At 38.4% G+C, this 21,024-nt stretch carries 20 protein-coding genes; 10 read left to right on the forward strand and 10 right to left on the reverse strand.

The features are described 5' to 3' along the window. The first annotated feature begins 38 nt into the window (after positions 1-38). Entirely contained in the window at positions 39-734 is a 696-nt protein-coding gene (locus L1S31_RS03865; RefSeq protein WP_236462417.1) for a hypothetical protein, read from the forward strand. A 41-nt stretch (positions 735-775) separates the two neighbouring features. Here L1S31_RS03865 and L1S31_RS03870 read toward each other — a convergent pair whose 3' ends face one another. The 5 genes from L1S31_RS03870 to L1S31_RS03890 are packed head-to-tail and all read right to left on the reverse strand — an operon-like array spanning position 776 to position 5,203. Next, positions 776-1,303, reverse strand: coding sequence for a hypothetical protein (locus L1S31_RS03870; protein WP_236462421.1), 528 nt, complete (start codon positions 1,301-1,303; stop codon positions 776-778). A gap of 11 nt (positions 1,304-1,314) precedes the next feature. Next, complete coding sequence (sufD, locus tag L1S31_RS03875) at positions 1,315-2,631, reverse strand: Fe-S cluster assembly protein SufD (RefSeq protein ID WP_236462424.1); 1,317 nt, start codon at positions 2,629-2,631, stop codon at positions 1,315-1,317. Beyond that, positions 2,631-3,380 (reverse strand): Fe-S cluster assembly ATPase SufC, encoded by a 750-nt coding sequence (gene sufC, locus L1S31_RS03880; RefSeq protein ID WP_236462427.1) that lies wholly within the window; start codon positions 3,378-3,380, stop codon positions 2,631-2,633. The genes sufD and sufC overlap by 1 nt, the downstream gene beginning before the upstream one ends. Before the next feature lie 29 nt (positions 3,381-3,409). After that, positions 3,410-4,858 carry a Fe-S cluster assembly protein SufB gene (gene sufB, locus L1S31_RS03885; RefSeq protein WP_236462430.1) on the reverse strand — a complete coding sequence of 483 codons (1,449 nt, stop codon included), beginning with the start codon at positions 4,856-4,858 and terminating at the stop codon, positions 3,410-3,412. 15 nt (positions 4,859-4,873) lie between these two features. Then, positions 4,874-5,203, reverse strand: a complete 330-nt coding sequence (locus L1S31_RS03890; protein ID WP_236462433.1) for a HesB/IscA family protein — start codon at positions 5,201-5,203, stop codon at positions 4,874-4,876. Between the two features lie 143 nt (positions 5,204-5,346). On the opposite strand from L1S31_RS03890, the gene L1S31_RS03895 reads away from it, so the two are divergent. The 3 genes from L1S31_RS03895 (at position 5,347) to L1S31_RS03905 (ending at position 9,784) form a co-directional block, all read left to right on the forward strand. Then, a complete protein-coding gene (locus L1S31_RS03895) occupies positions 5,347-6,207 on the forward strand; it encodes an MBL fold metallo-hydrolase (protein WP_236462436.1) in 861 nt (286 codons plus the stop codon). Between the two features lie 66 nt (positions 6,208-6,273). Next, the gene (locus L1S31_RS03900) at positions 6,274-7,848 is read left to right on the forward strand and encodes a S8 family peptidase (protein WP_236462439.1); all 1,575 of its coding nucleotides are present in this window, start codon (positions 6,274-6,276) and stop codon (positions 7,846-7,848) included. Between the two features lie 46 nt (positions 7,849-7,894). Further along, positions 7,895-9,784, forward strand: coding sequence for a M1 family metallopeptidase (locus L1S31_RS03905; RefSeq protein WP_236462441.1), 1,890 nt, complete (start codon positions 7,895-7,897; stop codon positions 9,782-9,784). A gap of 35 nt (positions 9,785-9,819) precedes the next feature. Here L1S31_RS03905 and L1S31_RS03910 read toward each other — a convergent pair whose 3' ends face one another. Beyond that, positions 9,820-10,287 carry a hypothetical protein gene (locus tag L1S31_RS03910; protein WP_236462444.1) on the reverse strand — a complete coding sequence of 156 codons (468 nt, stop codon included), beginning with the start codon at positions 10,285-10,287 and terminating at the stop codon, positions 9,820-9,822. A gap of 137 nt (positions 10,288-10,424) precedes the next feature. Between L1S31_RS03910 and L1S31_RS03915 the strand changes: the two genes are divergently transcribed. From L1S31_RS03915 to L1S31_RS03935, 5 genes are all read left to right on the forward strand, one after another. After that, the gene (locus L1S31_RS03915) at positions 10,425-10,835 is read left to right on the forward strand and encodes a hypothetical protein (RefSeq protein ID WP_236462447.1); all 411 of its coding nucleotides are present in this window, start codon (positions 10,425-10,427) and stop codon (positions 10,833-10,835) included. Positions 10,836-10,837: 2 nt separating this feature from the next. Further along, entirely contained in the window at positions 10,838-11,218 is a 381-nt protein-coding gene (gene rnpA / locus L1S31_RS03920; RefSeq protein WP_236462449.1) for a ribonuclease P protein component, read from the forward strand. A gap of 70 nt (positions 11,219-11,288) precedes the next feature. Beyond that, positions 11,289-12,200 carry a DUF4349 domain-containing protein gene (locus L1S31_RS03925; RefSeq protein WP_236462452.1) on the forward strand — a complete coding sequence of 304 codons (912 nt, stop codon included), beginning with the start codon at positions 11,289-11,291 and terminating at the stop codon, positions 12,198-12,200. Next, on the forward strand, positions 12,175-13,821 hold the full coding sequence (locus L1S31_RS03930; RefSeq protein WP_236462455.1) for a S41 family peptidase: 1,647 nt from the start codon (positions 12,175-12,177) through the stop codon (positions 13,819-13,821). The genes L1S31_RS03925 and L1S31_RS03930 overlap by 26 nt, the downstream gene beginning before the upstream one ends. Position 13,822: 1 nt before the next feature. Continuing rightward, positions 13,823-14,635 carry an OmpA family protein gene (locus tag L1S31_RS03935; protein WP_236462458.1) on the forward strand — a complete coding sequence of 271 codons (813 nt, stop codon included), beginning with the start codon at positions 13,823-13,825 and terminating at the stop codon, positions 14,633-14,635. On the opposite strand, the gene L1S31_RS03940 is transcribed toward L1S31_RS03935, so the two are convergent. The 4 genes from L1S31_RS03940 to L1S31_RS03955 form a co-directional block, all read right to left on the reverse strand. Next, positions 14,632-15,078 carry a GNAT family N-acetyltransferase gene (locus L1S31_RS03940; protein ID WP_236462461.1) on the reverse strand — a complete coding sequence of 149 codons (447 nt, stop codon included), beginning with the start codon at positions 15,076-15,078 and terminating at the stop codon, positions 14,632-14,634. The two genes, L1S31_RS03935 and L1S31_RS03940, sit on opposite strands and share 4 nt — an antisense overlap. A gap of 2 nt (positions 15,079-15,080) precedes the next feature. Next, entirely contained in the window at positions 15,081-16,052 is a 972-nt protein-coding gene (locus L1S31_RS03945; protein ID WP_236462464.1) for a DUF4837 family protein, read from the reverse strand. Between the two features lie 38 nt (positions 16,053-16,090). Then, positions 16,091-18,352, reverse strand: a complete 2,262-nt coding sequence (locus L1S31_RS03950; RefSeq protein ID WP_236462467.1) for a LysM peptidoglycan-binding domain-containing protein — start codon at positions 18,350-18,352, stop codon at positions 16,091-16,093. A 110-nt stretch (positions 18,353-18,462) separates the two neighbouring features. Then, the gene (locus L1S31_RS03955; protein WP_236462470.1) at positions 18,463-19,650 is read right to left on the reverse strand and encodes a phosphoglycerate kinase; all 1,188 of its coding nucleotides are present in this window, start codon (positions 19,648-19,650) and stop codon (positions 18,463-18,465) included. Positions 19,651-19,873: 223 nt separating this feature from the next. On the opposite strand from L1S31_RS03955, the gene L1S31_RS03960 reads away from it, so the two are divergent. After that, positions 19,874-21,022, forward strand: coding sequence for a DNA polymerase III subunit (locus tag L1S31_RS03960; protein ID WP_236462473.1), 1,149 nt, complete (start codon positions 19,874-19,876; stop codon positions 21,020-21,022). Positions 21,023-21,024: the final 2 nt, after the last annotated feature.

The raw sequence follows: 21,024 nt of genomic DNA on the forward strand, positions 1-21,024 counted from the left end.
AAAGTATATATTTGAAACCAATATTAAAAAATCCAAATATGAAAAAAACTTTTAAAACCCTTAGCCTGTTATTTGTTGCTGCAATTTCTTTGACTTCGTGCAGCAGCGATAGTTCATCAGGGGAATCAAATGGAACCACAACCGGAAATTATTTTCCAATGGCAGTAAACAATAAATGGCAGTATACCAATGATGTTGATGCAACCGAAATTAACCTGATAGGAACTCAGCAATTTGGCTCAAATACCTATTATGAAATGACGGATACGGATGCTGATCCTTCTGTAAATGGGCAGGTTTACATGAATAAAAGAGGTGCTTCCTATTATCAGAAATTATCCGTTTCTACACAAACTCAGGGTTCGCTTTTTATTACGATAGACTCGTTTGAAATGAAGATGTTCCAGGATGATCTTCAGGTTGGAGAAAACTGGAATGGTACAGCGAGGCCAAAAGTTACGTATACCGGCTCAACTTCAGGACATACTGTAGCAAACGTAAATTATGAGGGACAAGTTACAGCAAGGGATGTAAGTGTTACATTAGGCGGCATCACTTATAACAATGTTATAAAATCAACCCTGATTGTTACTGAAACTGTAAATGGACAAACCGTAACTATCTCAGGTCAAAATTGGTTTGCAAAAGATATTGGGCTTATTTATGAAACTACCACAATGAGCACAGATAACATAACCAAAACAAGATATTTAACAAGTTACGATCTGCATTAATAAAAACAAAAAGGCTGTCACATGACAGCCTTTTTTATGCTTTATAAAAAAGTATAAGTATATCCAAAATTCAACGTCTTGGCAGCTAATCCATCATCAGGAAAGTTGAAACCGTGATTATTGGCCTCTATAAAGAATGTTTGCATATTGTTCCTGTCGGTGATATTGGCAAAGCCTATAGTATATTTTCTCAAATAACCGTGCAGGTTTTCAGGACCCATTTGAAAGCTTCTTCCGTAACCAAATGCAAGAATGACTTTGTTGGTATCGTCCCCGAGCATTACTCTGCTATTGATATAAACCGGAAGTATGCCGGTATCATGTTTAAAGTTTCCCTCTATCCCTGAGTTCAGCCCTAATGACAAACTGTTGTCTTCATTATGTATTCCCAATCCACCTCTAAAACTAAGTCCTCCAACGGTGACTACTTTGGTATCTCCATCTGCATCTTTAACAAAAAAGGACGTAATGCCACCGATTTCTCCTTCGTAAAAGAAATATTTTTTAAAGAATTGTGCATGGCCCATTTGGAAACCAAATAATACAAAAATGGGTAGCAGTTTCTTCAAAATGTAATGGCTTATAAATCGAAACCTAGATTCACGCCCAGTTTCATCGCGATGATTTTGGTAATCCTTTGTTTCAATTCCGGGATTTTGATGCTCTCGATAACTTCGTTTGAAAACGCGTACATCAATAATGCCTTGGCTTCCTTCTTCGGAATTCCGCGTTGCTGCATATAGAACATTGCGTTTTCATCAAGCTGGCCGATTGTACAACCGTGCGAACATTTTACGTCATCGGCAAAGATTTCCAATTGAGGTTTTGCATTGATGGTAGCTTTGTCGCTTAGCAAAATGTTATTGTTTTGCTGGAATGCATCCGTTTTCTGCGCCTCTTTTTCCACAAAAATCTTTCCATTGAAAACTCCCGTTGAACTGTCGCCCAAAATGGTTTTATAGTTCTGATGGCTTTCGCAGTTAGGCGTTGCGTGATTTACCAAAGTATAATGATCCACGTGTTGCTTATCGCCAATGATGGTAATTCCTTTTAATGTCGAATCAATTCTTTCGCCAAAATGATAGAAATTCAGGTTGTTTCGGGTAATGTTTCCACCAAATGAAAACGTATGCACCGAAACGTTGCTTTCCTGTTTTTGCGAAATATAAGTATTGTCAATCAGGTTCGCTGACTGCAGGTCGTTCTGGATTTTATAGTAATCGACAATGGCTCTTTTTTGGGCAAAAATCTCAGTAACGGAGTTCGTCAACACCGGATTTTCATTCAGCGATTGATGCCTTTCGATAATCTGAACATGCGCATTTTCACCAACAATAACGAGATTTCTTGGCTGAACCATCAAAGCGTTTTCAACTCCAGTCGAGAAGTAAATGATTTCGATTGGCTTTTCAACTACTTTGCTTTTTGGGATGTTGATATACGCTCCTTCATTTGCGAAAGCGGTATTCAAGGTCGTCAAAGTTTCATCCTTACTTGCGATTTTGTTGAAATATTCGTCTATGATCATTTTGTATTTTGGCTTGTTCAATGCCGATGACATTAAGCAGACATCTACTCCGTCGTGCGTCGTTGCCGATAAAAATGAGGAGAATTTACCATCTACAAAAATGACTTTGTGGGTATCGATTTCGTGCAGGAAATATTTCTTAACTTCCGCAAATTCGATGGCATTTTCGTGTTTTGGGAATACTGAATAATCATTTTTCAGGATGGCATTCAGCGATGTATACTTCCATGCTTCCTCTTTTTTGGTTGGGAAGCCTTTGTTTTCAAAGTTTTTTATAGCCGAAGTACGCACATCATGAAGTTCGGAGTGAACATCAATCTGCTCCTCAAAAGCCATAAAAGACGAGATTAATTTTTCTTTCAATTCCATTAGACCATTTCAGCTTTAATCCAGTCGTATCCTTTTTCCTCTAATTCGTAAGCCAGTTCCTTTGTCCCCGATTTTACGATTTTCCCGTCCATAAGAACGTGAACAAAATCCGGAACAATATAATCCAAAAGCCTTTGGTAGTGAGTGATTACAACCACAGCATTGTCCTGGCTTTTTAGTTTGTTTACACCATTGGCAACAATTCTCAACGCATCAATATCCAAACCTGAATCGGTTTCGTCAAGGATGGCCAGTTTTGGCTCCAACATTGCCATTTGGAAAATTTCGTTACGTTTTTTCTCACCACCTGAAAAACCTTCGTTTAACGAACGAGACAAAAATTTACGGTCGATTTCCAATAATTCCGATTTCTCACGGATTAACTTCAGCATTTCATTTGCCGGCATTTCTTCCTTTCCATTAGCTTTTCTACTTTCGTTGATAGCCGTTTTCATGAAATTCGTCACCGAAACTCCAGGAATTTCCACCGGATATTGAAACGAAAGGAACACGCCTTTGTGCGCTCTTTCTTCCGGAGCCAATTCCGAAATATCTTCTCCTTCCAAAAGGATTTCGCCTTCTGAAACTTCGTAATTTTCATTTCCTGCAATAATCGATGCCAACGTACTTTTCCCGGCACCGTTTGGACCCATGATGGCGTGGACTTCACCTGCATTTACCTTAAGGTTGATTCCCTTTAAGATTCCTTTATCCTCAACACTTGCGTGTAAATTGTTTATTTCTAACATTTTTAAAATGTGTTTTATTCTGATTATGATTAACCTACTGAACCTTCTAATGAGATTTCCAATAATTTTTGTGCTTCCACGGCAAACTCCATCGGAAGTTTGTTCAATACATCCTTGCTGAAACCATTTACGATAAGCGCGATGGCTTTCTCAGTTGGAATTCCACGCTGGTTGCAGTAGAAAACCTGATCTTCACCAATTTTTGAAGTCGTTGCTTCGTGTTCGATTATCGCTGTTGAATTTTTGCTTTCGATATACGGAAACGTGTGTGCTCCGCAGTTATTCCCCATCAATAACGAGTCGCATTGCGAAAAGTTACGTGCGTTTTCGGCTCTGGTGCCAATTTGCACCAAACCTCTATAACTGTTTTGTGATTTCCCGGCTGAGATTCCTTTGGAAATGATAGTCGATTTGGTGTTTTTACCCAAATGCACCATTTTGGTTCCGGTATCTGCCTGTTGGAAATTATTAGTCACGGCAATCGAATAAAATTCGCCTACCGAATTATCGCCTTTCAAAATGCATGATGGATATTTCCAGGTTACAGCTGAACCGGTTTCAACCTGAGTCCATGAGATTTTTGCGCCTTTCTCGCACAATCCTCTTTTGGTTACGAAATTGAAAACTCCGCCTTTTCCTTCCTTGTTTCCGGGATACCAGTTTTGAACGGTTGAATATTTGATTTCGGCACCATCCAAAGCGATTAATTCTACTACTGCTGCGTGCAATTGGTTTTCGTCACGGCTTGGCGCGGTGCAACCTTCCAGATACGAAACATAACTTCCTTCATCGGCAATCAAAAGCGTTCTTTCGAATTGACCGGTTCCGGCCTGATTGATTCGGAAATAGGTTGAAAGTTCCATTGGGCAATGCACGCCTTTTGGAATATAACAGAACGAACCGTCAGAGAAAACCGCCGAGTTCAAAGCTGCGTAGAAGTTATCCTTTTGCGGAACTACGGTTCCCAAATATTGTTTTACCAATTCGGGATGTTCCTTGATCGCTTCCGAAATGGAGCAGAAGATAATCCCTTTTTCGTTTAGTGTTTTCTTGAAAGTTGTCGCCACAGAAACCGAATCGACTACAATATCCATCGCGATATTGTTCATTTTTTTCTGTTCGTCCAATGAAATTCCGAGTTTTTTGTACATCGCCAAAAGTTCAGGATCTACATCGTCCAACGTTTTATTTGGATCAACATCTTTCGGGGCTGAATAATAGGAAATCGCCTGAAAATCGGGTTTTTCATAATTCACGTTTGCCCAGGTTGGCTCCACCATTTCCTGCCATGCACGAAACGATTCAATACGCCAATCGGTCATCCATTGTGGTTCTTCCTTTTTCTTTGAAATCGCACGAACAATGTCTTCGTTTAACCCAACAGGAAACGTCTCCGAATCAAGTTCGGTATAAAACCCGTATTCATACTCTTTGCTTTCGAGTTCAACTTTTAAATCGTCCTCAGTATACTTTGCCATTTGTTTGTTGGGTTTTTATAGTGAAAACGATTCGCCGCAACCGCAGGTTCTGGATGCGTTCGGATTGTTGAATACAAATCCTTTTCCGTTCAATCCGCCTGAGAATTCCAAAATGGTTCCTGCCAAATACAGGAATGATTTCTTCTCAACGGCTATCTTTACATTGTTATCTTCAAAAACTTTGTCGTTCTCTCCAAGTTCTTTGTCAAATTTCAGTTCATACGACAAACCTGAGCAGCCACCGCTTTTTACGCCCACACGGACATAATCTTTGGCTGCGTCAAAACCGTCTTCCTGCATCATCGAAACGATTTTTCTACTTGCGTCATCAGATACTTTAATCATTGTATTATTTTGATTTTGTCTAAATTAACCGCAAAGTTACTACAATTATCCTTTTTTTCAAGAATCTCTAACATTTTTATAACGAATGTAGGAATAGAGGAAAATGATTTTTAATTCTATAAATTTGTAAAAACAATTCAAAAATGAAAATTTACCCAATTGAAGCCGGAAATTTTAAGCTCGATGGTGGCGCTATGTTTGGCGTTGTGCCCAAAACCATCTGGACAAAAACCAATCCTGCAGACGACAATAACCTCATTGATATTGCAGCGAGATGCATGCTGATTGAAGACGGAAACCGACTGATTTTGATTGATACCGGAATGGGAAATAAGCAATCGGAGAAGTTTTTTGGGTATTATTCGCTTTGGGGAGATCATTCATTGGATAAATCTTTAGCAAAATACGGCTTTCATCGTGATGATGTAACTGATGTTTTTATGACGCATCTTCATTTTGACCATTGTGGCGGAAGCGTGAATTGGAACGATAGTAAAACAGGTTATGAAGTTGCCTTCAAGAATGCCAAATTTTGGTCGAATGACAATCATTGGGAATGGGCTACCAAACCCAATGCCCGTGAAAAAGCTTCCTTTCTTTCAGAAAATATTTTACCGATGCGGGAAAGCGGACAGCTGAATTTCATCAAAAGGCCGGAAGGTGATTTTGGTGTTTCTGAAGAATTAGGATTTGGGATTTTTTACGTTGATGGGCATACCGAAAAAATGATGATTCCGCATATTCAATACCAGGATAAAACGATAGTGTTCGCTGCCGATTTGATTCCGACTGCAGGACATCTGCCTTTGCCTTATGTTATGGGTTATGACACAAGGCCGCTTCTGACTTTGCCCGAAAAATCCAAATTCCTACATGCTGCGGTTGAAAACAATTACTATTTATGGCTGGAACACGATGCACACAACCAAATCATAACTGTGGAAAATACCGAAAAAGGCATTCGGCTTAAGGAAGTTTTCAGTTGCAATGATATCTTAACATAGTGTTAATCATTTTAACAACTGTAACAAAACATTCTAATTTTACACCAATTCATTAAAATTAAAAAAATGAAATTCATAAAAATCTTTGTGCTGTCGATGTTTACATTGACAATGGTTGCCCAGACAGCCGACAAATCGTTTGCAAAAAAAGCTCCTCTTACTGATTCGGAGCTGAAACGTTGGAGTCATCTCGACCTAGAGAAAGATTCTATCCCGGGAATGAGTGTTGATAAGGCTTACGCCGAATTGTTGAAAAACAAGAAAGGAACAAAAGTAATTGTTGCTGTGGTTGATTCGGGTGTTGATATCAATCAGGAAGATTTGAAACCTTTCATCTGGACCAATGCAAAGGAAATCCCGAACAACGGAAAAGATGATGACAAAAATGGTTTTGTTGATGACGTTCACGGTTGGAATTTCTTAGGAAATTCAAACAATGAAAACCTTGAAATGACTCGTCTTTTGAAAAAACCGGATGATGGTACGGAAACTTATAAACAAGCTTTGGCTGATTATACTGTAAAACTTGCCGATGCCAATGAATTAAAAGAAAATGTAGATATTTTGCTGAAAGCAGATAAAGCGGTTCGCGATGAACTTAAAAAAGATAATTACACGCTTTCAGAAATAAAAGATATGCCTTCGGTAAAATTCGATTTATACGATGCCAAACGAATCATGTTGTCTTATGCAACCCAAAAAGGGGATTCCTTCCACGAGGATTTACAGGCATATAAAGATTATGTTTATGACCAATTGGATTATAACCTGAATAAAGATTTCAACCCAAGAAAATTGGTTGGGGACAATCCAGAAGATATCAACGATAAGAAATACGGAAACAATGTAGTTTATTCAAAAGACCGCAAGGATTCGTTACACGGGACACACGTTGCCGGAATCATTGCGCAAGGAAGAAACAACGGGATTGGTGGTGATGGTGTTGCAGACAATGTAGTAATTATGCCGGTTCGCGCAGTGCCAAATGGTGATGAATACGATAAAGACATCGCTTTAGCTATTCGTTATGCTGTTGATAATGGTGCTAAAGTAATCAATGGAAGTTTTGGAAAAGATTTTTCACCGCATGCACAATGGGTTTATGATGCCATTAAATATGCCGCAAGCAAGGATGTTTTAATTGTACATGCTGCAGGTAATGATGCCAAAAACATTGACACAGAACCAAATTTCCCAACAGACGATGTTGACGGAAAGGAAATTGCCGATAACGTATTGACCGTTGGAGCCTTAAACTATCAGTATGGTGAAAAAGTAATCGCTACTTTTTCTAATTACGGAAAAAGAAATGTGGATGTGTATGCTCCGGGTGTAAAAATCTACGCAACCATTCCGGGCAATAAATACAAATACCTTCAGGGAACTTCAATGGCATCGCCAAATGCTGCCGGTGTTGCAGCCTTGATCCGTGAGTACTATCCAAACCTGAAAGCGGCGCAGGTGAAACAAATCCTGATGAAATCGGGAACACCTTTAGACCTTGAGGTTTTAGTTGATGAAAAACGAATTAAGATTCCTTTCTCAGAAGCCAGCATTTCCGGAAAAATTGTCAACGCTTACAATGCGCTGAAAATGGCAGAGGAAATGTCAAACTCGCTGAAAAGCAATCCAAAATTATAAACCTGAAAGGAAGCCTAAAAACTTCCTTTTTTATTTTTACTCCCGTATGAACAACAAACTTTTATTTGGTTTTATTTTATTGAATGTCACGGCTGCGTTTTCACAATCCAATTCCTATTGGCAGCAAAAAGCAGATTACAAAATGGACGTTTCCATGGATGTGGAAACCTATCAATACAAAGGAAAACAAAAGCTGGTTTACACCAATAATTCTAACGATACGCTTCGTCGTGTGTATTATCATTTATACAACAATGCCTTTCAACCCGGAAGCGAAATGGATGTCCGTGCGCAAACGATTGCCGATCCTGATGCCCGATTTACTTCCAAAGGAAAGAATGCTGAAGGAAAAGAAACACGCGAGTTTAGGATTGCCAACCTTAAACCTAATGAAATTGGATACCTGAAAATTTCAAACTTCAAACAAGATGGTGTTGCCGCCAATACAAAAGAAGTCTCAACAATCCTTGAAGTCGATTTGGCAAAACCAATCCTTCCTGGACAATCAACAACCTTTACCTTAGATTTTGACGGTCAGGTTCCGTTACAGATTCGCCGTTCGGGAAGGAATAACAAAGAAGGTGTTGAGCTTTCGATGGCGCAATGGTATCCAAAAATTGCCGAATTTGATTTTGAAGGCTGGCATGCCGACCCTTATATTGCCCGTGAATTCCATGGTGTTTGGGGGAATTTTGATGTCAACATTACCATCGATAAGAATTACATCCTTGGTGGAAGCGGTGTTTTAAAAAACAATAACGAAATTGGTTATGGTTATCAGGACGAAGGCGTTAAGATAAAAAGGGATTCGAAAATCAAAACCCTGACCTGGCATTTCGTAGCCCAGAATGTTCACGATTTTACCTGGGCTGCCGATAAAAATTACATCCATGATTCGATGAAGGTTCCTTATGGAGCCACAATCCACTTCCTATATAAAAACAACCCCAAAATTATCGACAACTGGAAAAAACTACAACCTAAAACGGTTCGGTTGATGCAGCTTTACAACAATCTGGTTGGTAAATATCCTTATGACCAATACTCTGTAATTCAGGGAGGCGATGGTGGAATGGAATATGCCATGTGTACACTAATTTTAGGAGAAGGGACTTTGGATGGAATGGTCAATGGTACCATCGCGCACGAAATGGCACATTCCTGGTTTCAGCATATCCTGGCTTCAAACGAATCCAAGCATCCGTGGATGGACGAAGGATTTTCAACCTATATTGAGTACATTGCCGTAAATGAAACTGCCGATAAAAAAGTAGACAATCCATTTGAATCACTCTATTCAACTTACTACAAATTGGTTGAATCCGGAAAGGAACAGCCTTTGTCAACGCATGGAGACCGATTTGACTTTAACCGAAGTTATTCCATTGCTTCCTATTACAAAGGAGCGCTTTTCCTGTCACAGCTGGAATACATTATTGGGAAAGAAAATACCCGAAAAACACTAAGACGTTTTTTCGATGAATTCAAGTTCAAACACCCTACGCCAAATGACATTAAACGTACAGCTGAACGCGTTTCGGGAGCAAATTTGGATTGGTATTTGACCGATTGGACCGAAACACTGAACACCATTGACTACGGAATCAAAAATGTGGAAAGCGCAACAGACGGAGTGCAAAGAACCGGGGTTACTTTGGAACGAATTGGAAGAACGCCAATGCCAATAGACGTTTACGTTGAATATACCGACGGAACTAAAGAGAGTTTTTATATTCCATTGCGGATGATGAGTTTTGAAAAAGAAAACCCAACACCTGAAATCAAACGAACTGTTTTAGCAGATTGGGCTTGGGCACAGCCAACCTATTTCTTTGAAATCCCGAAAGCAAAATCGGCAATCAAAAAAATAACGATTGACCCAAGCGGTTTGATGGCCGATGTAAAAAGAAGCAATAACGTCTTTGAAATAAAGTAAATAAAAAAGCGAACTTTTAAGGTTCACTTTTTTTATTATTTCTTTATGTATTCTGGGTTATCGGGATAATAGGTGATGTCGATTTTCCCATTGGTAATTTGAATGTTTTCTCCGTCGCTATTGGTAAAAATCCCTTCAAACGTTCCTTTCATTCTTTTATCTGAATTGATTGTGAGATGCATTTCTATCGGATGATCGAAATTATAATTGTAACCTTTTCCGGCTATAAAAGCACCTCCGTTTGTAGATTGCCCATCATATTCTCCACCTCGGATTACCCTAAGGGCAAAGCTTTCCGGAGTTCCGTCTTTTGGCTGTGCGGAGATGTCAAGCCTTGTAATGGGAACCTCCCAATTGTTGTCTACTGTTTTTGTGACTCTAATGTCCTCATAGATTTTGTATACCCCATCGGCTTTAAAAGACACTCTTCTTACGGCAGTCCCATCGTCGGATGAACAACTTAAAAACAATAATGCGGCAAAAGCAATCAAAATCTTTTTCATGGTTAAGAATTTAAGTTCAGACAAATAAACAACTTTTCCTTCAAATTATTTAAGCAAATATTTATCCTGTCCAACATTCGGCAACTGATTATTTCGAATAGAATTTGTAGATTTACCGCGATAAATAATTTCACAAAATGAAAGCACTTCAACTTCTTATCGTTTGCCTTTTTCTGAGTTTTGGAAGCATCGCTTCTGCACAACCCATTCGTTTTAAAACGAGCAGCGTAAGTTTTACCGACAAAAAAGACAATGGCGATTGGAACGAATGGTCTGAATTTGTTGCTGCCAATGTTTTAATCAGTGTTGATGCCAAAAAGGATTTGATCACGGTCAATTCTGCGGAAGTGCAATCCTTTAAGATAAAGGCGTATGGTGAAATTACAGACACTGATGAAATAAACGTTGTTCCTTTTGAATGCATGGACAACAAGTTTTCGAAGTGCACGATTTTAATCATTACCAAGAAAAAAGAAAATAACCGTATGCAGTTTTACATCAATTACAACGAAGTAAAATTTGTTTACAACATCTACAATGTCAAGTAATAATGGATTTTTCCTATTCGGCAGATGAAAAACTAAAGAGCAAAAAAATTATCGATTTGTTATTTTCCGAAGGCAAATCGGTGAGCAAATACCCGTTGCGTTTGGTTTACGTTGCCCATGATTTCGAAGAAAATGTCCCAATGAAAATAGGCGTTTCTGTATCCAAAAAACATTTTAAGAATGCTGTCGACCGGAACTATTTCAAGCGTGTACTCCGTGAATGTTATCGGTTGAACAAACATTTACTTATCGAAAACCTTGACTCCAAATATTGCTGCATGTTTTTTTATCAAACCAAGGAAAAGCTGTCTTATCAGGAAATAAACGAAAAGACAATACAGCTTTTTGAAAAGTTTGCCAAAACCCTTCACGAGGTGAAATAGCCGCAGTAAAAATTCTCATACACAATAAATTAGTCCTTTTTTGCGTTCTAATGGTCTAACCCTTATTATTATGAAAACGACTGTTTTAATTTATTCCGCGATTATTTTTTTGTGTTTGTCCTGCAAACAGGCTGATGAGGCTACTACACAGGACATGATGGTTTACGCAGCAAAAGCCGACGAAGGTTATGCCGAAGCTGTTGATACTGCTGCAGTTGCAGCCGATGGTGCTTATGACAGCGATACTAAGGTGGAAGCTGCAAGCCTAAAGATGGCTCCAAAAGAAAAGGAGGAACCTATAGAAACCAAAATCATCAAATCGGGTAATTTAACTTTCCAAACCGATGATTTAGACGAAACCTTTAATCAGATTCAAAGCGCCGTTAAAAAATACAAGGCCCAGATAAAAAATGATTCCCAAATGAATAACGATTATAGGTTATCAAGGAGCATCAATATCAGGGTTCCCAATCAGTATTTTGACGCGTTGATTGCCGAGATTTCAAAAGGCGTAAAGTATTTTGACGTAAAAGACATTTCTTCACAGGATGTTACTGAAGAGTATATAGATGTTGAGTCGCGCATCAAAACAAAAAAGGTTTTGGAGCAACGTTATTTGGAATTATTGAAAAAAGCCAATAAGGTTTCAGAAATGCTCGAAATCGAAGGGCAGCTTTCCGAGATACGGGAAGAAATTGAAGCTAAGGAAGGACGATTGAGATACCTTCAGAACAAGGTATCCATGAGCACTTTGGACATAACTTTTTACAAACCTATAGCACAAGGTCAAAAAGCAACGGTTTCCTATGGTGGAAGAATTGGCAATGCCATTGTATCGGGCTTTAACGGAATTTCAAATTTCTTTATTGACTTGTTAGGAAATTGGCCAGTTATTGTTACATTAGTTGTCTTAATCCTACTAATCAGAAAACGGTTTAAACGAAAAAATAAAAAAGATGTTATCGAAAATCAAGAGCCTTAAAAAAAGATATATTATCCCGGCAATTCTAAGTATTTTTCTCTTTGTTGGTGTAAGTTTTAAAGATGATTATTTCGAAATTTCGAAACAGATCGAAATCTTTACAACGCTTTTCAAAACCATCAATCAAAACTATGTTGATGAAACCAATCCTGCGGAATTGATGGACAAAGCCATCAAAAGCATGTTGGCAGATTTGGATCCTTATACCAATTATTTCAACGAACAGGATGTTATCAAATTCAAGATAAACAATACCGGCGAATACACCGGAATTGGCGCCATGATTACCCGTAAGGAAGACAAGCTCATCATCAAGGAACCTTACAAAGGTTTTCCTGCCGACAAAGCCGGCTTAAAAGCAGGAGATGAAATCATCCAGATTGGCGATGTGCTTTTGGCAGATTTCAAGGACGATGCCTCACAATTGACCAAAGGTGCCAAAGGAACCAAAATCGATATCAAATATTTGCGCCAGGGCAAACCAATGAGCACCCAATTAATCCTTGATGAAGTGGGTATCAAAGCAGTTCCGTTTTACGGAATGGCTGATGATAAAACCGGTTATATCGTTTTATCGCAATTCAACGCCAAAGCTTCCTCTGAAACAAAAGAAGCATTGGAAAGCCTTAAGGATAAAGGCGCAAAGCAGATTATTTTGGACTTGCGTGGAAATCCGGGTGGACTATTGCACGAAGCGGTAAATGTCTGCAATCTTTTTGTGCCAAAAGGTGAACTTATAGTTACTACGAAATCCAAAAATTCCAAATACAACAACACCAATAAAACAACCAAAGATCCTGTGGATACTGAAATTCCGCTAGCCGTAATTGTAGATGGAAAAAGTGCTTCGGCTTCGGAAATTGTTTCAGGTGCATTGCAGGATTTAGACAGGGCTGTGATTATAGGAAGCAGGAGTTTTGGAAAAGGACTGGTGCAACGTCCGATAGACATGACTTATGGAACTCAGGTGAAAGTAACCATTTCAAAATATTACACGCCTTCCGGAAGATGCATCCAGGCGTTGAATTATGCGCACAAAGACAAAAATGGAAAAGCCATTAGGACTGAAGAGAAAAATTATAATGCCTTTAAAACCCAAAAAGGGAGAACCGTTTACGACGGTGGCGGGATTTTGCCGGATGTAGTTTTGGAAAATACTAAAACCAGCGCCATTGCGGAAGCATTGCAGAAAAATGATGCGATTTTCAATTATGCGACCAACTATTATTATAAAAATCCAACGCTTGGTGATAAAATCCCAACCATTACCGATGCAGATATTGCCGATTTTAAAGCATTCATAAAGAGAGAAAAAATATCTTTGGACACTGAAACCGAAGTGGCGCTGAAAAACACTTTGGAAAAAGCCAAAAAGGAAAATGTTGATGAAGCTATTTCTGCGGAGTATCAGCAATTATTCGCTGCTTTGGAAAAAAGTGAGGAAACCTTGATTGACAAAAACCAAAAGGAAATTAAAAACCTGCTTTTGGATGAAATCATCAAAAGATATCAGTACAAAGAAGGATTATATCAATATTACATTAAAAGCAACTTCGAAATCAAAAAGTCAATCGAAGTATTAAATGACAAAACCCAGTATAATAAGATTTTGAAAATATAATATGAAGTTCTTAAAATATTTGCCCCTATTGTTCTTCGGATTTATCCAGGCACAAGAAGAAATCGTTCATTCCATTTACTTCGAATTTGACAAGTTTGCGTTGAATGAAAAAGAAGTGAACGCCGCGATTGATTTTATCAAACAAACCGATTCCACAAGAATAGAATCCATACAGATTTTTGGTTACACCGATGATGTTGGAAAAGATGCCTATAATTTCAAACTTTCGACCAAAAGGGCTACAGCCATACAGGACAGGTTTATTGAAAGTGGAATCAAAAGTAAAATCATTGTCACTATTGAAGGAAAGGGAAGAATCCTGATTGACGATGACATCGTGGAAAATCTTCCGGAAAAACGCTCCAAAAACCGCCGTGTGGATGTGGTGGTCAATTTGAAGCCTTTGCCCAAAATTGAGCTTCCCGGTTTCTATACCAGCATTCAAAAAAACCACATTGTAGGCGACCATATTTATCTTGAAGGCGTATTGTTTGAAAGAGGCAGCAGCAAATTGGATTTTAAGGTTAAAACCATTTTGGATAAGGTCGCTAAGTTACTTCAGAAGTATAAAAACCTGAAATTCGAGGTTCAGGGACATGTTTGCTGTACGCCGCCATACCAGAAAGAAGCCATCGATATGGATACCAAAAAGCGCCAATTGTCTACCAATCGCGCACAGTCTGTTTACAAATACCTGCTGTTTAAGAAAGTTTCGAAAGACCGTATGAGTTTCAAAGGTTATGGAAATACAGTTCCGTTGGGCAAAGGAACGCAATACGACCGAAGAGTGGAACTGGTAATTACCAGTATTTAACTTCTTTTCATTTCAATATGCGGAATGTCGTCTTCTAAATAGGTTTCGCTGGTTTGGACAAAACCATGGCTTTCGTAGAATTTCTTCAGGTACAATTGGGCCGAAATCGTGATTTTGGTTTCGCCAAATTCATTCTTTACCGCATCAATCGCTTCCTTCATTAGGATGTGCCCAATTTTTTTATCGCGATACGTTTCCTTCACGACAACCCTTCCAATCGAAGCTTCTTCAAAATAATCTTTGGGTTTGAACAAGCGGGAATAGGCAACGACTTTCCCATCATCTTCACCGATAAGATGCAATGCTTTTCCATCTTTGCCGTCAATGTCCTGATAAACGCAATTTTGCTCGACTACAAAGACTTCTGAACGCAATTGGAGCAAATCATATAGTTCGGCCACAGATAGTGCCTCAAATCGCTTTATTTTCCATTTTAGGCCCATAGCTATTTTTTTATTTGAATTGATTTGATGATGGATTCTAATTCGAACATTAAATCACGTTTTTCTTTTGATGGTGCATAACAAAATCCTTCCAAAACCAAAATCCTTCTGTGTGCTTTGTCAAATATCACATAATTGATAAATGGCCCCGACATGAAATCGTTCTTCATCTGCCACGTTCCTCTGGTTTCATAAGCTTTGTTTCCGGCCAAGGTTGTTTTGGAGAAGTAAGGCGAATAGGCTTCATCCGATACCATCTCAGTTCCGTAATCCGAACCATGGATGTAGGCTCTTCCTATTGAATCCCTCGTTATCACAACATCGGTTACTGCATATTTTGGCCTGATGCTCTTCCACGGAATCTGGTAAATGATTAAGCTGGTATTCCCGCTGATGATTTCGCTTTTGAGCCAGATGAAATTCTTTCTTCGCATTACATATTCGTATTTGGAAGGAATCAGCAAATCGATGTTGAATTTCTTTTGGATTTTTTTGGTATCTAGCAGCGAATCCTTAAAGATTTTCTGGTTGTGGACAATCTCAATGTCGCGCATTTTCTTAATAATCTCAGGAGCGTTTTTCTCGAGGAGATCAATTATTTCGAAAGAGGTTTTCCCCGAAATATGAAAAGCATTTTGAGGCGAGGCAAATTCATTCTTCTTGAATTCAAACTTATTCTCGTTTTCCTTTTTAACGATAATGATGTTGCGGCTGTCGGTCGAAAAACCTTCGAAAAGTTTTACCGGATACTGATTGATGGAAAATAAGGGTTCTTCCTGTGGCAAACCCAAGACTGGTGAAGCAAATTTGTTTCGGATGCTATCTCCAACCTCGCCATTCCATAGCTGATCGTCAATGATTACCGAAATGGTATTTATGGCTGCGGAAGATTCTTCCGGAAGCTTGTCTTCCTTGAACGAGCAGGAACTCGCAAGAAACGAGACAAAAAGCCATAAAAAAAGGGTTTTATTCATAACTGAAATAAAACCCAAATTTATAGAAGATTTTCGGATTAACCGTTAATTTTTAATTTCATGCCGGCTTTTAAACTTTCGTTTTTGATTCCGTTCCATTTTTTCAAATCGGAAATGGAAACACCCGGATATTTTTTAGCGATGCTGAATAAGGAATCGCCTTTCTTAACGTAATACAGTTTAACCTGGTCCCTGTTGTTGATGGCTAAGTTTTCCTTGTCTTTCTTAGAAGCGGTTTTGTTGTCAGAAGTAATGATGTACTTTTTACCAACAATTAATTTCGCTCCCAATTGGATGTTATTGTCTTCAAGATTGTTCCAATCCTTGATGTCAGAAACCGCAACATCGTATTTACGGGCAATGCCTCCAAGGTTTTCTCCTTTTTCAACAACGTGTTCTGTGATTTTTACTTCAGCTTTATTCGCGGTTTCCTTAGCAGATTCCTCATTAGCTGCCAACGTTAATTTCAATCCCTGATCCACATTCAAATCATCAAGATTATTCCATTTTTTTAGGTCTTCTAAACTAATGTTAAATTTTTTGGCAATGCTGAACAGGTTATCCCCTTTTTCAACTACATAAAAATCGCTTGGGTTTTCATCCTCATTTGAAGCTACAGCATTTTCAACATTTTGAGCTCCTTTCACTTCTTTTCTAACCGTAGTTACCACTCTCTCGTTTCTGATGATTTTCAAACTTTTTCCAGGAACGATATTGCTTCCTTTCAGTTTGTTCCATTTTTTAACTTCAGCTACAGTAACTCCGTATTTATCTGAGATTTCACCAAGGTTGTCACCTCTTTTCACTTTGTGGTATTTTACAACGTCTTTGTAGGATACCACTTTTTCCTCTTTGTAAACTTTAGCAGAATTCGAAGCGATAAGTGTTGGTTCTTTTACCGAAACCGTATCTGGTTTGGTGATTTTTTTGCTGTTTGAAGCTACAGCTTCCATGGTGTAGATTTTCAATTTTCTTCCCAATGGTGCTTTATTGCCTCTAAGATGGTTCCACTTTTTAAGTTCGCTCATCGTTATTCCATATCGGTCTGAAATTTCGCTTAAACTATCGCCTTTTCTAACCTTATGATATTTAACTCTCGAAACTGTTGCATCGTCATCCGAATCATTATTGCTTCTTGATGCCAACATGCTTTCGTATGGTCTTTCTCTTTTATTTGCTTCGTATTTTACGAAAGCATAAATCTTATCTTCATTTGAAGTGAATACCGCCACTTTGTTAACCGGTAATCTCAAATAATGGTTTTCTCCAGTGATATAAGGAACTTCCTCTCTTTTGTAGGATGGATTCAAAAATTGTAATTCTGCAACAGGAACATCCAACAAATCAGAAATTTGTTTGAACGTCATTGCATTTTTAATCATTACAGTATCGGTTGCAAAATGATTGGCAATTGCTTTGTCTGGTTTGATTCCGTGTTCTTTATGGTATTCGAAAATATACATTGTCGCTAAGAAAGCCGGCAGATATCCCTGAGTTTCTTTTGGAAGGTATTTTCTAATATTCCAGTAATTTTGTTTCCCACCTGAACGCCTGATTGCTTTTGCTACGTTTCCAGGTCCTGAATTATATGACGCCAACACCAAATCCCAATCACCAAAAATATTATACATGTTTTGCATGTATTGGGTTGCAGCCTTACTCGATTTTAATGGGTCGTTTCGGTCATCAACATACGAATTGATGTTTAGTTCATATTGTTTTCCGGTTTGGTACATGAACTGCCACAGACCTGTTGCTCCAACTCTTGAAACCGCTCTTGGGTTCAATGCTGATTCTACAACTGCCAAATACTTAATTTCTAATGGAATGTTTTGAGCGGCTAAAGATTCTTCAAACAAAGGGAAATAGAATTGAGATACTCCCATTAATCTTTCGAATGCGCGCTTTCTGTTTTTCAGGAAAGATTTGATAACGTTTTCAAGACCCACGTTATATTCAATGTTGAATGGCGATTTCTCGTCCATTTTCTTCAGTCTTTCCTTCAAAAGTTCTGTTGGAAGTTCGTAGTCTACTTTTTGATCCACATCGATATTTTTGATATCGGTTGTCAAATCATTGTACAAATCCAAACTTACCATTTCTTTCATCCACAAGCTGTCTATGCACGAAGCGATGTTGTCGTGTACGAAAGTTGCTTTGATGGAATCAAGGACTTCCCTTCTGGTTAATGGTTCTTTTTTAACCGCGACTGTGGCCACTAACGAATCTTGTTGTTCCTGGGCAAAAATTGCCGTGGAAGCTAAGACTAGTGCCAATGAGGTGATTTTTTTTATCGTCATAACTTTATTTTTGTAAAGTGTTATATTTCAAATTTCTAGGTTATTAATTGTAACCAATTAATAACGCAGGATAATCTTTTTTATTGTGCAGCGTAAAAACTTTAACTTTTTTAATCTAAAATCGCTGCGATTCCAGGTAATGTTCTTCCTTCCAGCATTTCCAACATAGCGCCACCTCCAGTGGATACATAACTCATTTTATCTTCAAGTCCGAACTGTTTTACAGCTGCAACCGAATCTCCTCCGCCAACAAGTGAAAAAGCTCCATTCTTTGTTGATGCTGCAATATCATTCCCCAATTCAATGGTTCCTTTTGCAAACTTTTCCATTTCAAAAACTCCTAACGGACCATTCCAAAGGATTGTTTTGGATTCCATGATTACCTTTCTGAAATTCTCCAATGATTTTGGACCGGCATCCAAGCCTTGCCAACCTTCAGGAATTTCATTAACATCAACTACCTGTGTTTTGGCGTCATTCGAAAAAGCATCTGCTGCCACAACATCAACCGGAATATGTATCTGAACGTTTTTTTCTTTTGCTAATCTTAAAATCTCCAAAGCCAAATCCTGTTTATCATCTTCACAGATTGAATTCCCAATCTTTCCGCCTAAGGCTTTTACAAAAGTGAATGTCATTCCACCACCAATAATCATGTGATCCACTTTGTCTAAAATATTCTCAATAACTGTAATCTTTGAAGAAACTTTCGAACCTCCAAGAACTGCCGTTACTGGCTTTACCGAGTTATTCAAAACCCTGTTTAAACTTTCTATTTCCTTTGCCAAAAGCAATCCGAAACATTTATCGTTTGGAAAGAATTTTGCAATTATCGTTGTCGATGCATGCGCTCTATGAGCTGTTCCAAAGGCATCGTTAACATAAATGTCTCCAAGTGATGCTAATTCCTTTGCAAAAGTTTCATCTCCTGCTTCTTCCTCGGCATAAAAACGAAGGTTTTCCAGCAATAAAACTTCGCCTGGTTTTAAATTCGCGGCTGCATTTTGGGCAACTTCACCTCTGCAATCTGAAGCAAATTGAACTTTTACGCCCAAGACTTCAGACACTTTTTCCACTATGTGTTTGAGCGAATATTTTTCTTCTTTCCCCTTTGGCCTTCCTAAATGCGACATCAGTATTACACTGCCTCCATCGGCTAGAATCTTATCTATAGTTGGCTTTGCGGCTTCAATCCTGTTGGCATCGGTAACGTTGAAATCCTCGTCTAAAGGCACATTGAAATCAACTCTAATTATTGCTTTTTTGTCTTTGAAATTGAAATCCTGAAGCGTTTTCATTTAGTAATTTAAAGGGTTTGAATCCTTGCAAATATAGTAAAAATAACTTTCATCGATTGATTTTAACCTTTTATCGATGTTTCTTAAGGGAAAATTAAGCCATAAAAACTTTGCTGTCAAACAAATAGAAAATAATTCTCAACGACTTTATGAACAATTTTACTGATTGAATATCTGCGTAAATCCGTTATTATTAGCTAAATATTTCTTCTATATTTGCCTTATGCAGTTTTCAGATATACTTGGTCAGGATTACATTAAGAATCATTTAGTTAAGAGCGCGTTGTCAGGGAGGATTCCGCATGCGCAATTATTCGTTGGCCCAGAAGGTTGTGGCACTTTGGCGATGGCGATTGCCTATGCCCAGTTTGTTTTATGTTCCAATTCGGGAAATGAAAACAATGGCGGCAATGATGCCTGCAACTTGAAATTCCAGTCGCTTTCACATCCTGATCTGCATTTTGTATACCCAAATGTTACCAATGAAGATGTAAAGACCAAACCAAAAAGTGCTGATTTTATAACAGATTGGCGTGATTTTGTTTTGGCAAGCCCGTATGGAAGCTTGTTTGATTGGTACAAACATTTAGGCGTTCAAAACAAGCAGGGTGAAATTCGGGTGGAAGATGCCCAGGATATTCTTAAATCATTGGCATTGAAATCTTATGAAGGTGGTTATAAAATTATGATTGTGTGGATGGCCGATAAAATGAATATTTCGGCTTCAAACAAACTTTTGAAACTGCTGGAAGAACCACCGGAAAAAACACTTTTCCTGTTGATTTCTGAAAACGAAGAGGACATAATCCAAACCATCCGTTCGCGTTGCCAGGTTTTGCATTTTGGTGCTTTACCAGAAGCTGTTATTACAAAAGCCTTAAAGGAAAAATACTTTTTGGATGATGCTTCTGCCAGTAAAGTGGCACATCAGGCACAGGGAAATTACAATAAGGCAGAGCATATCGTTAAAAACGACGCTGAAGATTTGCCTTTTGAAAAGTGGTTTGTGGATTGGGTCCGTGCTGCCTTTAGAGCAAAAGGAAATGCTTCGGCAATCCAGGATTTGATTTTGTGGAGCGAAGAAATTGCAGGGTTGGGACGCGAAGGCCAAAAACAGTTCCTGAATTATTGCATAGTGATGTTCAGACAGGCTTTATTACATAATTATGAAACCAAAAATTTGGTTTATGTAGAGCCGAAAGTGGAGAACTTTAGTTTCGATAAATTTGCTCCTTTTGTGAATGGAAACAATATAAATGCTATTTTTAATGAACTTTCTAATGCGATTTACCATATTGAGCGCAATGGAAATGCGAAAATCATACTAACCGATTTATCCATAAAACTGACCCGATTAATTCATAAAAACTAACC

Origin of the sequence: Flavobacterium wongokense (genome assembly GCF_021608265.1) — a bacterium.
GTDB classification, from domain to species: domain Bacteria; phylum Bacteroidota; class Bacteroidia; order Flavobacteriales; family Flavobacteriaceae; genus Flavobacterium; species Flavobacterium wongokense.